The organism is Luteibacter sp. 621 (genome assembly GCF_050435445.1).
Lineage (GTDB): Bacteria > Pseudomonadota > Gammaproteobacteria > Xanthomonadales > Rhodanobacteraceae > Luteibacter.
The window spans coordinates 109,366-122,834 of sequence record NZ_JBNDKI010000007.1; the positions used below are offsets into that span (position 1 = coordinate 109,366).

Below are 13,469 nucleotides of genomic sequence, written 5' to 3' on the forward strand. Positions count from 1 at the left end.
CCGGGAGCACTTATCCGGTTTTCGTAAAAATGATCAAAACCGACGATCTGGCCCTGTTTGTTCGCGCTGCCGCCCTGGGCAGCTTTTCGAGTGCCGCCCGTGAGGCGTCGCTGGCGCCGGGGCAGGTCAGCGTCGCTATCCAGCGCCTGGAAGAGCAGTTGGGCATCCGGCTGTTCGCCCGGTCCACACGTAGCCTGAAGCTGACGGAAGAAGGCGCGCGCTACCTGCCGTATGCTGAAGAGGCGCTCGCGATGCTCCGCGAGGGGCGCGAACAGCTGCAAGGTGAATCTCGCGCACTGCAGGGCACGCTGCGTGTCGCGGCGCCTTCGGATATTGGCCGGAACGTTCTGTTGCCGTGGCTTTCCGACTTTCGTGAACAACACCCCGATCTCGTGCTGAAGGTGTTCCTTTCCGACTCCGTGGCAGATGTGTTCCGCGATCCGGTCGATATTGCGATCCGTTACGGCGTGCCCGACAACGCAAGCTACGTCGCCCTGCCGCTCGCTGCGGACAACCGCCGCGTACTCGTCGCATCGCCTTCGTACATTGCTGAACATGGGCAGCTACGGACGCTCGACGACCTCGTTTCCCATCAGTGCCTGCTCTATTCCCTGAGCGGCAAGACGTACGATCGCTGGATATTCCCCGCGCCCGAAGGACGTCGGCAGATCACCGTGCGCGGTGGCCTGATGTGCGATGACGGTGACGTCGCGCGGCGCTGGGCGGTCGATGGTCGTGGCATTGCGTACAAGTCATGGCTGGATGTGCGCGATGATGTCGTCACAAAACGACTTGATGTCTTGCTGCCTGAACAGCCGGGCGAACTCGCGCCATTAAGCCTCGTATGCCCGCATCGACGCCAGTTTTCACCGGCAGTGCGCGAATTGCATGCGTTGCTTACCGCGCGCCTCGGTGCGATGACAAACGCATTGCATAAACCTGAACGAACGCGCGTTCGTTAAACGCACAAAATTGCGTTGTTGCGTGGGTTCACACATTTGGACGGCCAAATGTGACCTGCGTCATACCCGTGCATGCGCAGGCATCGTAAGTTGCTAGTGCTGATCACTCTGACGCCAGGCAGTGTCTGTGGGGAGCCCGGATGGGGAGCAGGGAGCTCGGCGGAGATCTTTCACTTCGCCCAAGGGAGTTCATTGCATGTCTTGCAGGTTTTCAGCATGGCTCGCGTTAGCGAGCCTGACGGCAGGTTGCGCCCTGTCGTTACCCATCGCCGCGGCCGATTTCAGTACATCGGTGAAATCCGCGGCCAATCCGGCGACACCTCGCCTCACTACCAACATCAGCGGTGCCAGCAACGCCACGCTGGCCGGCTCTCGTCCGCGCCAGGCTCTGGCCGCGAAGGACGCTGGCGCCGTGCCGGCGAGCCAGGCCATCAGCAATATCACCCTGGTGCTCAAGCGCGACGACGACCATGAAAAGGCCTTTCGCACGCTGCTGGCCCGGCAGACCAACCCGGCATCACCCGACTTCCACCAGTGGCTTACTGGCAAACAGATCGGCGAGCGCTTCGGGCCATCCACCCAGGATGTACAGACACTGCGCCAGTGGCTGCAGGGCCAGGGGCTGACGGTCAACAGTGTTTCTCAGGATCGCATGCGCGTATCCGTGTCGGGCAATGCATCGGCCGTGGCGAAGGCGTTTGCCACCGAGATCCATGCGTACCAGGCCGATGGCAAGCAACACTTTGCCAATACAACCGACGCACGCGTTCCGTCTGCCCTGGCACCCATCGTCCAGGGTGTATCGCTTCATAACTTCTTCCCGGTACCGCAGCACACCGCGATCGCCAAGGCACGCTTCGATAGCAAGCACGGCAAGTGGAGCACCGCGGCGGCCGACAACCCGGATTTTACCGTACCGCCGGGCACCACCGATCCGAACACCACGTATGACATGGTGCCGGCTGACTTCAACACCGTGTACAACGTGAAGCCGCTCTGGCAACGCGATACACCGGTGCGTGGCGCGGGGCAGAGCATCGTGGTGCTGGAACGCACCAATGTGCAGCCGGACGATGTGGCGCACTTCCGTGCTGCCTTCCTGCCCAACGATGCACGGGGCACGTTCGCCATCCAGCATCCCAGCGGCGCGGAAGGAGCGCCTTGTACCGATCCCGGCCTGAATGGCGATGAGGGCGAAGCCGCGCTCGATGCCGAGTGGGCAGGTGCAGCCGCGCCCGATGCGGACATTGTCCTGGCATCGTGTGCCGACTCCGGCGCAACCTTCGGCCCGTTCATGGCGGCCGCGCGCCTGCTGGATACGACGACGGGCCTGCCGCCGCCGATCTGGAGCCTCAGCTACGGCGCGTGTGAGAGTGCCGACGCGTCAGACGCGTATCTCGCCGACATCCTCTGGTCGTCGGCGGCTGCGCAGGGTGTGACCGTGTATGTGTCGTCGGGGGATGGCGGTTCCACCCAGTGTGACCAGGGCGCGCTGTTCTGGTCGCAGAATGGCGCGGCGATCAACGGCCTCGCCTCGTCGACCTCGGCCGTGGCTATCGGTGGCACCGACTTCAACGACCGCGGCAAGGAGTCGACTTACTGGACCGCGACCAACCTGCCGAAGTACCAGTCGGCCGTGACCTATATCCCGGAGATGACCTGGAACAACAGCTGCGCCAGCAGCCATCTGTACACCTTGCTCGGCTATCAGGACGGCATCACGGCCTGTAACGACGACCAGGGCCGCGGCGCGGACTTCCTGCAGGTCGGTGGTGGCGGTGGTGGTCCCAGTACGTTGTTCGCCCAGCCGGAAGCGCAGATCGGTATCCACGGTTCCACTAATCACACCTCGCGCACCATCCCGGATATCTCGTTGTTCTCGGCGAACGGTATCTATGGCCACGCGCTGGTGTTCTGCATGTCCGATACCGACAACGGCGGTACGGCCTGCGATTTCCGCGACCCGGATGCGGTGTTCGCCAACTCCGCGGGCGGCACCTCGTTCGCTGCACCGGCCATGGCAGGCGTGCAGGCGCTGCTCAACCAGGTCAATGGCGACCGCGTGGGCAACCCGCTTCCGGCGTTCTACGGCATCGCGGCGCGCCAGTTCGGTACGGTGGGTTCGCCGAACAACACGGTGCTTACCGCGTGCAACGCCAGCAACGGCAACACCATCGCTTCCACCTGCGTGTTCAACAACGTGACCGAAGGCGACATCGTGCAGCCGTGCGCGGCAGGCTCGGTGAACTGCGATAGCGGCACGAAGCTCAACAACGTGGTGGGTATCGTGGAAGGCGGCGACACCACCACGCACACGCTGGTGCCGGCGTGGAAGACCAACGTGGGCTACAGCATGGCCACGGGCCTGGGCTCGATCAACGCAGCCAACCTGGCCGATGCGGTGAAAGCATGGAGTGCCCCGGCCAAGCGGAACTACGCCGTGCCGGCGGACTTCCTCTCGTTGAACAACCTGTTCACCAACGATGGCTATAGCGACTTCGCGTATGTCGATGGCGGCATGCTGCACTCCGTGTCCATGAAGGGCGCCGTGAGCCTGTATGACCAGGCCCAGGCGATCGATCCGTCGCTCACCGTGGTGGGTTATGGCGATGTGGTGCCGGGTCTCGACGCGCTCTCGCTGAAGTCCGGCGAGCTGTTGTTGATGGATGCGAACCACAAGCTCAACGTGTGGGTCTCGACCGGGACCGGCGGCTACTTCACCTTCGTGGTGAACCGCGATATCCCGGCGAGCTGGAAGCTGCTGGGTGTGGGTGTGCACGATGCCAGTGGCGTGCAGAAGCTGGTGTGGTTCGATACGGCTACCTCGCAAATCGTCTGGTGGGCGCTGGACCTGGATCCGGTCACCCAGAACGACATCATCGTGACCGGCCAGTCGTGGCCGAAGCAGGGCATCGCCGGCGGCGTGCCAGTGCTGGCCGATGTGGATGGCGACGGCTACACGGATATCGTATGGACCCGCAACAGCTCCACCGGCACCGCGGTATGGGTAGATGATCGTCGCGATGGCTATGTCTCGCACGCACTACCGGATCACCCGGCCGGTGCGGTGCTGCAAGGCGTGGGCGATGTCGATGGCAATGGCACCACGGACCTGATCTGGACGAACGCCGCAGGTACGCAGCTTACGTGGTGGACCATGCAGGGCTTCGCCGTGACCGGCCAGAAGAGCCAGGCCATTCCGGCGGGTGCTTCGCTGGCAGGTATCGGTGATTACGACGGCGACGGCATTGCCGACATCCTGTGGCGTGGTGCAAACAATCGCCTTGTGGATTGGCAGGGCACGGGTAGCGGCTTCGCTGCTGCGAACGTGGCCGATGCGTTTGGTACGCCGTTGGCGTTGACTACGACGGCGACGGTTCCGGCTAACCGGTTCCAGGGGAGCAGGCGGTTGGCGACGAAGTAACGCTTCTGTCTCATACGGAACGGCCGGGATCATTCCCGGCCGTTATGCAGTAACCCATAGTTTGGCGGCGAAATAACCCATAGTTTGGCGAACGGACCTTGTAGTCAGTTCTACGGCGAATCGGGGCTTTGCGTTCACTTTTGATCGCGCCCGGTTCGCATATGGGCGTTAGCCGCGCGGGCTGGCGATTTTGGAGTGGGTGAGAACGTGGCCCACCTCATACGGTAGGTCTTGTCTCAAGAGCGGCCTCGAGAGAGTGCGCCATCAGAATCCGGTCCGGCCGGATACTCCAAGCGCGAACGCCGTTTGGAAAGGCCGAAAGCCCTACGATCACCGCAAGGGGCCATTCGACAAGGGTCCGGTGGCGCTCACCAAATGCGCGGAATGAATGAATGTCCTGCATTGAGGGCGCAGGCACGTCCTCTGGGTGGGTGTGCCAGTGGCCGATCAGCCTTAACCCTACGCAGTTAGCCGACCGGATCTCGGCTTCGCACCGGCCCGGATCAAGGTCCAGCGAGTATCGCGCACTCTTATCTCGAACGTGGGGAGGCGTGGCGCGTGCGAGCACGACACCTCGCGGATCGTCAAGGCTGACGAAAAGGAGGCCGCCGCGCTCGCGCTTTGCCCCGGTCTGACGATTTTTGCAAAGCAACTGAGCGACACTATCGAGAACAAGCAATTGAGTATTCAGGAGGTCAGGCCACTGCCAGGTCCAAGCCACGGCGTCGCAAGTCATGTTGGCCAAGGCAGCGTCCCCGCCATGCCTCGTACTACCTCTGGAGAGGCTGGTCCTTCGTAGTGTCCACCCAGTGAGGCGATGTCTGAGACATCGTTGAGTGTGTAGTTCCAGGTAGCCGATGGTGATGGCCTAGTGAGCACGTCGATGGTCACCTGTACCGCCAAGTTGGCGACTACGTTGAGTCGATTTGCTGCGCCCGGCAAGAAGCTCGCTCCGCAAGCCGGTAATGGGATTAGCCCATCATCGGGCCATTTGGAAAAGGTTCGAAGGAAACGACCTTGGTGATCGAAAAGGTGTTCTCCCGACGGTCCGGAGGCGGGAGACGAAATAACGTGGCCGACTCGTGCATGTGGCTCGCTCCAAGTTTGTATCAACGCCTAGGTCGATCCATCTTGATGCAGGCGCCATAGGAAGAGTTCGGATGGCCAGTCGGCGGTGGTGACTAGAACCACATCTGCCTGGAGCAACTCATCAATGAGTGCCTTGGAGGTAGATTGAACACGTCGAAAGCCTTACACCCATTACGACAGGGCGGATCGATATCAGCGACGATATTCGCCTGACGCCTGACGACACACGCATGGTGGTCGGCACCGGCAACCTCTCCGTCGGTGCGGCGACGGGGGTAGTGCAGGGACCGCAGGCTGGCTCGATCGCGACCCAGCGCGGCTTCGCCGGTAGCGTGACCGGTTCGCCGGTCCTATCGGCCGCGAATCCGGCCGGATCGTTACTCGGAAGCGGACAACGCCATGTGGAACGCCGGCCTGGACGCATCGACGCAATTCCGCGCTGATCAGGCTGACCTTGTGGCGGTGTCAGCCCGCCGCGAAGCGTTGGCGGCCCACGAGTCCGTCCAAAACGCCCAGATTCAACGCGTGCTTCAGTCCGACGCCACGCAATTTGTTCTGCTGCAAGCATCGCTTGCGGCGGGCGGTGGGTTCGCCGCTCTTGCCGCCGTTTCGCCAATGGCGGCCCTCGCGCTGAATAGCGTAGGCACAGCCCATGGCGTAAACTCGATCGCCGACGGGTACTACTCCGGGAGCAAACTGCAGTTCGGCCTTGGCGTGGTTGAGGCGGGTTTGAGTCTATTCGGCCTGGGCGCGGTGACGAAGGCGCTGGGCAGGACCGAGACCTTGACCGCGGCGGCATGGAATCCGGAGTGGGTCAACGGGCCCCAGTTAACCAGGCCGGTGGCTGAGCCGGAAGTGGTTCCAAACGAAGCAAACGTAGGTGGCGTGGTTGTTGATGCAGAAACACTTGCGGCACGGCAGGCGACCGCCAATGCGTATTACAAGACGCTGGGTTGGGACGACGACCGAATCGCCTCACACATGGGTGGCATCGATTTCTCACAACCAGTCGAAGTTGTTACGTTGCCCGGGGGGCTCAAAGGTTGTGCAGTATCAAATTCCAGGCAGTCCGGTTGGCGGGTATTTCGCTCCCGTTGGGACGCCTGCGGAGGCAATTGGCATCAGCTCAGTGGGGCGCAAACCCATCATTTATGTTACGACCGAGGACGCCTCTGTTCTCCGTTCGACGGCAGCGGATACTTCCGGAAAATTGAGTCTTCCAGAATTGGCGCGTGGAACTGGTGGCGGCACTCAATACTTCACGAACAACCGTAATGTCTTTGAACCCTTTGGAGGCTGAGCTGTGGCCATTGAACTGATTCCAGGCTCTTCATATCAATTGACGAACGAAACCAAGATCGGTCGTTGTGAATTTCGTAAGGATGAAATTGTTGTTTTCACCAGTGGTGGATACAGCCCGTACGACGACTGCTACATCTATCACTTTGTAAGCGGGGCTGGTGAGAAGCGCGCATGCGCGTGTCAGGTCCCACTCACGGAAGGCGAGTTGGAAGTGTTTGAACTGGTTTTATAAGATTGGCGGCGGCAATGCACGCCCGCTCCAAGCGGGCGTTTTGTTGTTCCAAACACGACAGCAGATGCTTTGGGTCCGCCGACACCTCGCGGTGACGTGTCATCAGAATTTACCAAGGAGTCGTTGGGCGGTGGTGCTGTTCAATATCGGTACCTCGATCCGACGGGGGACGGTGGTCACGGTTTGATCATGGCTATCGATTCAGAAGGAACACTCGGCTTCGAGATACGCGCTGAAGGGGGTGCGGCGACACTCGGGACGGGCACTGACATGTTTGCCAGTGGCATGCAGAGGCTTAGCGCCGATGGCGTCCAGGTGAATGCGATTCGTGGCTATTGGATTGAAGACTCCGGTAGCTTGCGCGCCGACAGCCCGATTCGTAGAACAGCTTTGCCAGCGGAAAACTGACGCCCACCGACAGCGCACTCATGTCCAGGATAATGTCGGTAATGTCGGTCAGATCGACATTATTAAGTCTGGCGGCCGCCTCACGGCCGGCGATAACGTTTGTCTCATCGTCGGAGAAAATCTGGATTTGAAGCTGCGTCGCCGCGTAGAACAGATTGGCGCGCTGCTTGAATGACCCGAGGTCCGCGTTGGAGGGAATCCAATGGATCATGTACTGGGCGTTTCTCACCGAGGCGCAGCAGTTCGCAGAGGACTTCAACCAGGCTAAAGGACATGAGGACGTCTTGACCGGAGACCTGTCCGGCACAGTGCGAAAGCAGCTCAGGGGATGGGCCATGCCCCGCTTGAAGGAACCGGGGTTCCCATGGCGATGATCGACGAAGAACTCATCCTCTCACGAGCCCAGTTCGCCGTGGAGGCAATGGCCATTGGTCAGTCCTTGCTAGACCGTGACGTTCAAGCGGCAGGCTTTCGCACGCACTTGATATTGGCTCACGCGAGCCAACAGGGATACGAAGGCGTAATGCATGCCGCGCGACTTGTCGCGGCACCGCTGAAAGGCGCTGGGACCGTCATTATCCCCGGCATCGGCCGAGCGCTGCTAAATCTTTCTGATGCTATTGACGCCATTTGAGAAGCAGGTGGCCGGAAAATGCCGCCGCTAGCATGGGGGCCGCGCAGGCACGGATCTGGATAGCGGGAAGGCGACTATTCGGTCAGTGCTTTAATGGTGGCACTTGAGCGTCGGTAGTCTCGGTACCAGTTGCGTTTCGCCCATAGTTTGCGCGTCCGTGACGAAGCTGCCTAATTAATGCATGTAGATCAGGGGTGTAGTTGGCGTTATCGCTACGTAAGCGCCAACCTTTGCGTGAATTCGCTCATAGTTTGGCGATCACGCCAAACTATTGGTTATTGCATACGTTCTCGTTTCTCACACCCTCGACCGGCAAGAACTTTCGAAGCCTAACTTGCAAGTTTACCTTGCAATCGGCCGAGCGCGGCCTTAGTTTGATGGCATGCCCAAGCCGTCGCCATCGCCCGTCGACATCGCCGCCAGTGACCTGCTCACCGCGTGCGGCCTGCTGGTGCGCCGAGTGCGCGCCGAATCCAACAACCTTGGCCTGACCTGGTCGCAGGCGGCTGTGCTGGCGCGGCTGGAGGCCTCCGGGCCTACGTCTACCGCCGATCTCGCACGCGCCGAGGCAGTGAAGCCGCAATCGATGGGCGTCACGCTGGCGACCATGGAGCAGGATGGGTTGGTGGCGCGTGAGGCGCACCCGACGGATGGTCGGCAGTTCCTTTATGCGTTGACCGAGGAAGGCATCGAGGCGCGGCGCCGGGTGAAGGCGGCGAAGCACGCCTGGCTGTCCGAGGCGATCTCGCGGATGTCGCCGCATGACCGCGATGACCTGGCCGTCGCCGCACGGGTGATCCGGAATCTGGCCGAAACGAGCACGCAGGATCCGGCGTGACCACGGCCGCTGGCAGCGCTGTCGCTGCCAATCCCTTCGGCGTGCGCTTCCTTTTGCCGCTCGCGCTCGGTTCCTGCCTTAATCCCATCAACTCCACGATGATCGCCACGGCCCTGGTGCCGATTGCGACGGAGTTCCACGCGAGTGTCGCGCAGACGGGTTGGCTCATTGCGGCGCTGTACCTGGTGTGTGCCGTCGCGCAGCCCACGCTGGGGCGCATCGCGGACCTCGTCGGCGCACGTCGCGTCTACCTCGCATCGCTCGTGCTGGTGATGATCGCTGGTGTCGCCGGACGCATCGCGCCGTCGCTCGGCTGGCTGGTGGTCGTGCGCATGTTGCTCGGTATAGGTACCTCGGGCGCTTACCCTTCAGCCATGCGCTTGTTCCGCGAGCGCGCCGACGCGACAGGAAGCCCGCCGCCACGTACGGCGATGGGGCTGCTTTCGCTGATGGGTGTCGCGACGGCGGCTGTCGGCCCGGTGCTCGGTGGCGTACTTACCGGTGCATTCGGCTGGCATGCGATCTTTACCGTGAACGTTCCGCTGGCGCTGGTCACGTTGCTCCTGGTGCTTGCGTGGATCCCGAAGGATCCGCCGCGCAACGAACGACGCTCGTTGTGGAAGGAGCTGGATGTCGCCGGTATCGGGCTGTTCTCTGGCGTGTTGCTTGCGTTGATGGTTTTCCTGCTCGATATCGATCACCCACGCTGGATAGCGCTGCCTGTTGCCGCGGTGTGCGCCGGTCTGCTGGCGTGGCATTCATTGCGCCGTGCCGATCCGTTCATCGATCTGCGCATGCTGGCGAAGCACAAGCCGCTCAGCATCACCTACCTGCGCGCGACCCTCGCATTCACCGTTGTCTACTGCGTGTTTTATGGTTTCGCGCAGTGGGTGGAAGGCGCTGGCGGCTATTCGGCGGCACAGGCCGGTATCGCTACCTTGCCGCTATCGATCCTTGCGGGGGTCGGCTCCATCGCGGGCGCGCGTACCCAAGGGCTCCGTGGCCCGTTCCTGCTTGCGTTTGCATGCTCCATCGCGGGTGCCATCGCCTTGCTATGTATCGATGCCGCATCGCCGTTGTGGCTGATGGCGGCGGCCGTGGCGGCGTTCGGCATTCCGCAGGGACTGGTGTCCGTTACCACCCAGGCCGCGGTGTACATCCAGGCGCCGCCGGGGCAGATCGGCACGGCATCGGGCCTGCAGCGCACCTTCTCCTATGTCGGTGCGATGGCCGCGACAGCGGTGATCGGCGCCTGCTACGGCCACCAGCCCACGGATCACGGCTTGCACGCCCTGGCTGCCGCCATGGCGGGTGTCTCCGCGCTTCTGCTCATCGCCACTCTTTTCGACCGCACGCTGCCGCGTGCGGGTGACGTTTCCAAACCCCACTCCTGAAGGAGCATCCCCATGGCACTTACCCAACTCGACGCCAACGCCGCGCTGATCGTGATCGACCTGCAGCAGGGCATCGTCAACCTTCCCGTCGCGTCGCCGGCGGCGCCTGTCGTGGCGAAGGCCGCTTCGATCGCCCGCGCTTTCCGCGAGACGAAGCGTCCCGTCGTGCTCGTGAACGTGGATGCCGGCGCCCCGGGCCGCACCGACGGCGGTATCGCGCAGGTCCCTCAGGATCCGTCGTTCAAGGCGTTTGTCCCGGAACTCGAGCAGGCGCCGACCGACCATGTCGTCACCAAGAAGCGCTGGGGCGCGTTCCAGACCACCGACCTCGACCGGACGCTGCGCGGCCTGAACGTGGAGCAGGTCGTGATCCTCGGCATCGCCACCAGCATCGGTGTGGAATCGACGGCGCGCTATGCCAGCGAGCTGGGTTACAACGTGGTGCTCGTTACCGATGCCATGGCCGACCTGAAGGCTGATGCGCACGAGAACAGCATCAAGAACATCTTCCCGCGCCTTGGCGAAACGACGTCGACGGAAGAAATCCTCGCGACGATCGGCTAAACGATGTCGATGTAGGAGCGCGCTTGCGCGCGATCCGGGGTATCGAAGGCGCCGCGTTTCGCGAGGTCATGTCGCACACCTGAATCGCGCGCAAGCGCGCTCCTACAGGGGCTATCGATGAGCTAGTGGGTCATCGTCCTCAGTGGACGAAAGGCCGTGGCCGATGCCGATGCCTGCGCCTGCGCCCGCGCCGGCGGCCATTCCACCGCCCATGCCACCGCCGCCCATCCCGCCACCGCCACCGCCACCGCCACCGCCTTTTCCGCCACCCCCTTCACCCGCACCGCCACCGCCCTTGCCACCCTGGCCGGCCGTACGCGCGGGGCCCTGCCTGGGGATGGGCACACTTGCGGGAATGGGATCGAGATCGAGCACTTCGCGGATGAAGTCGCGCAGTGAGATCACCAGCTCGTCGGTATGGATCGGGCGACCGGCGACGAGCTCATTGGCGGCGCGCGCCGCGAGCTCCACCTGTTTCTCCGTGCCCAGCAGCACGATGTCTGACAGCGCTGCCTCCACCGCGTCACGTACGCGCCGGGCCCGGTCATTGCCGGAAGCCGCGGACAGCAGCAGCGCCGCGGCAGGATCGCCCTCGCCACGCTCGCGCAATTGCCGCAGATGGGTCGGATCGACCGCGAGGTTCCCGGTGAACGATCCGCCTAGTGTCTTATAGGCCGCGATCAGCGTCCGCAGCCGCTCATTGATCTGCCGGTTCGCCCGCTCGCGCCGCTGCTGCACGGTTTGCATGGCCAGCAGGCGGATGCCGACGCCGATCAGGGTGATGATGGCGAGCCCCACCAGCGTGGAGAGCAGGCCCTGCCAGGAACTGAAGTCGAGGTTGCGCATGCGGGGCATCCTGTCGCCCGGCGGGCGAAATCAGTGTGAGCAGGGTAGGGCAGGAGGAGGCTAGAATGGCAGGCCCCACCCCCGATTCAGACCCGGCAGGCCCCGCCATGCTCCTCATGATCGACAACTACGACTCCTTTACCTTCAACCTCGTGCAGTACCTCGGCGAGCTGGGGCAGGAGGTCAAGGTCGTACGGAACGATGCGCTGACGGTGGCCGATATCCGGGCCCTGAAGCCCTCGCGGATCATGATTTCGCCGGGGCCGGGCACGCCGGATGATTCGGGCGTCTCGCTCGATATCCTGAAAGAACTGGCCGGCGAGTTGCCCATCTTTGGCGTTTGCCTGGGCCACCAGGCCATCGGCCAGGTGTTTGGCGGCAAGGTCATCCGGGCGCGCGAGATCATGCACGGCAAGACCTCCCCGGTGAAGCACCTGGGCAAGGGCGTGTTCGCCGGCCTGCCCAATCCGTTCGAGGCGACCCGCTACCACTCGCTGGTGGTCGAAAAGGATTCGGTGCCCGATTGCCTGGAAGTCACCGCCTGGACCGAGCGCGAGGATGGCTCCATCGACGAGATCATGGGCCTGCGCCACCGCACGCTCGATATCGAGGGCGTGCAGTTCCACCCCGAGTCGATCCTTACCCAGCACGGCCACGACCTGCTGCGTAACTTCCTTGGCATGCCGCTGCCGCTCGCCGCCTGATCCACGCCCTGGGACGTTCCATGCCGATTACCCCTTCCGAGGCGCTCCAGCGCACTATCGAACACCGCGAGATCTTCCATGACGAGATGATCGAGCTGATGCACCAGATCATGCGCGGTGACGTGAGTCCGCTCATGACGGCGGCCATCCTGACCGGCCTGCGGGTGAAGAAGGAAACGGTGGGCGAGATCACCGGCGCGGCGCGCGTTATGCGCGACCTCTCCGCGAAGGTGGAAGCCACGCCGCACCCGCATTTCATCGATATCGTGGGCACCGGTGGCGATGGCGCCTCGTCGTTCAATATCTCCACGGCCTCCATGTTTGTCGCTGCGGCAGCCGGCGCGCGCGTGGCCAAGCACGGTGGCCGTAGCGTCTCGTCCAAGTCGGGCAGCGCCGATGTGCTCGAGGCGCTGGGCGCCCGCATCGAACTGCTGCCGGCCCAGGTGGCCGTGTGCATGGACGAGGTCGATATCGGCTTCATGTTCGCGCCCAACCACCACCCTGCGATGAAGGTGGTATCGCCCGTGCGCCGCGAGATGGGCGTCCGCACAATCTTCAACATCCTGGGGCCGCTCACGAACCCGGCGGGCGCTCAGAACATCCTCATGGGCGTATTCCATCCCGATCTGGTCGGTATCCAGGTTCGCGTCTTGCAGGCCCTTGGCGCGAAGCACGCGCTGGTCGTGTGGGGCCGCGATGGCATGGACGAGATATCGCTGGGCGCCGCCACCCTGGTGGGTGAACTGCGCGATGGCAAGGTCACCGAATACGAGGTGGAGCCTGAAGATTTCGGCCTGTCGATGGCTTCCAGCCGCAACCTCCGGGTCGAAAATGCGGACGAATCCAGGGCCATGCTGCTGGATGCCATCTCTGGCGTCCCCGGCGTGCCCCACGATATTGTCTGCCTGAATGCGGGCGCGGCGCTGTATACCGCGGATGTGGCCCCCAGCATCCAGGCGGGTATCGACCTGGCCCGGGCGACCATTGCCAGCGGCGCGGCTCGTGTAAAATTGGAAGCATTCGTGGCCGCGACGCAGCGGCTCGGCGCCTGATATCGTCGGGTTACCCCACT

13 protein-coding genes are annotated in these 13,469 nt (G+C 62.9%); 10 read left to right on the forward strand and 3 right to left on the reverse strand.

Annotation, left to right across the window (positions count from 1 at the left end; translation table 11 throughout):
* The first annotated feature begins 29 nt into the window (after positions 1–29).
* The gene (locus ABIE56_RS09950) at positions 30–962 is read left to right on the forward strand and encodes a LysR substrate-binding domain-containing protein (protein ID WP_429243728.1); all 933 of its coding nucleotides are present in this window, start codon (positions 30–32) and stop codon (positions 960–962) included.
* A 196-nt stretch (positions 963–1,158) separates the two neighbouring features.
* The gene (locus tag ABIE56_RS09955) at positions 1,159–4,386 is read left to right on the forward strand and encodes a protease pro-enzyme activation domain-containing protein (RefSeq protein ID WP_429243656.1); all 3,228 of its coding nucleotides are present in this window, start codon (positions 1,159–1,161) and stop codon (positions 4,384–4,386) included.
* Positions 4,387–4,603: 217 nt separating this feature from the next.
* On the opposite strand, the gene ABIE56_RS09960 is transcribed toward ABIE56_RS09955, so the two are convergent.
* Positions 4,604–5,122 (reverse strand): Mov34/MPN/PAD-1 family protein, encoded by a 519-nt coding sequence (locus ABIE56_RS09960; protein ID WP_429243729.1) that lies wholly within the window; start codon positions 5,120–5,122, stop codon positions 4,604–4,606.
* 752 nt (positions 5,123–5,874) lie between these two features.
* Here ABIE56_RS09960 and ABIE56_RS09965 point away from each other — a divergent pair.
* Together ABIE56_RS09965 and ABIE56_RS09970 are read left to right on the forward strand one after the other, a co-directional pair.
* Positions 5,875–6,750, forward strand: a complete 876-nt coding sequence (locus ABIE56_RS09965; protein ID WP_429243657.1) for a hypothetical protein — start codon at positions 5,875–5,877, stop codon at positions 6,748–6,750.
* A 28-nt stretch (positions 6,751–6,778) separates the two neighbouring features.
* On the forward strand, positions 6,779–7,009 hold the full coding sequence (locus tag ABIE56_RS09970; protein WP_429243658.1) for a hypothetical protein: 231 nt from the start codon (positions 6,779–6,781) through the stop codon (positions 7,007–7,009).
* A 295-nt stretch (positions 7,010–7,304) separates the two neighbouring features.
* On the opposite strand, the gene ABIE56_RS09975 is transcribed toward ABIE56_RS09970, so the two are convergent.
* Positions 7,305–7,628, reverse strand: coding sequence for a hypothetical protein (locus ABIE56_RS09975; RefSeq protein WP_429243659.1), 324 nt, complete (start codon positions 7,626–7,628; stop codon positions 7,305–7,307).
* A 153-nt stretch (positions 7,629–7,781) separates the two neighbouring features.
* Between ABIE56_RS09975 and ABIE56_RS09980 the strand changes: the two genes are divergently transcribed.
* The 4 genes from ABIE56_RS09980 (at position 7,782) to ABIE56_RS09995 (ending at position 10,847) form a co-directional block, all read left to right on the forward strand.
* The gene (locus tag ABIE56_RS09980) at positions 7,782–8,051 is read left to right on the forward strand and encodes a hypothetical protein (protein ID WP_429243660.1); all 270 of its coding nucleotides are present in this window, start codon (positions 7,782–7,784) and stop codon (positions 8,049–8,051) included.
* 382 nt (positions 8,052–8,433) lie between these two features.
* Positions 8,434–8,889, forward strand: coding sequence for a MarR family winged helix-turn-helix transcriptional regulator (locus ABIE56_RS09985; RefSeq protein ID WP_429243661.1), 456 nt, complete (start codon positions 8,434–8,436; stop codon positions 8,887–8,889).
* On the forward strand, positions 8,886–10,283 hold the full coding sequence (locus ABIE56_RS09990) for an MFS transporter (protein ID WP_429243662.1): 1,398 nt from the start codon (positions 8,886–8,888) through the stop codon (positions 10,281–10,283). Before ABIE56_RS09985 ends, ABIE56_RS09990 begins: the two co-directional genes overlap by 4 nt.
* A gap of 12 nt (positions 10,284–10,295) precedes the next feature.
* Positions 10,296–10,847 (forward strand): isochorismatase family protein, encoded by a 552-nt coding sequence (locus ABIE56_RS09995; RefSeq protein WP_429243663.1) that lies wholly within the window; start codon positions 10,296–10,298, stop codon positions 10,845–10,847.
* A 111-nt stretch (positions 10,848–10,958) separates the two neighbouring features.
* Here ABIE56_RS09995 and ABIE56_RS10000 read toward each other — a convergent pair whose 3' ends face one another.
* A complete protein-coding gene (locus tag ABIE56_RS10000; protein ID WP_429243664.1) occupies positions 10,959–11,693 on the reverse strand; it encodes a hypothetical protein in 735 nt (244 codons plus the stop codon).
* A 107-nt stretch (positions 11,694–11,800) separates the two neighbouring features.
* Between ABIE56_RS10000 and ABIE56_RS10005 the strand changes: the two genes are divergently transcribed.
* Together ABIE56_RS10005 and trpD are read left to right on the forward strand one after the other, a co-directional pair.
* Positions 11,801–12,397, forward strand: coding sequence for an anthranilate synthase component II (locus ABIE56_RS10005; RefSeq protein WP_429243730.1), 597 nt, complete (start codon positions 11,801–11,803; stop codon positions 12,395–12,397).
* Positions 12,398–12,417: 20 nt separating this feature from the next.
* Complete coding sequence (gene trpD, locus ABIE56_RS10010; protein WP_247432502.1) at positions 12,418–13,449, forward strand: anthranilate phosphoribosyltransferase; 1,032 nt, start codon at positions 12,418–12,420, stop codon at positions 13,447–13,449.
* Positions 13,450–13,469 lie beyond the last annotated feature (20 nt).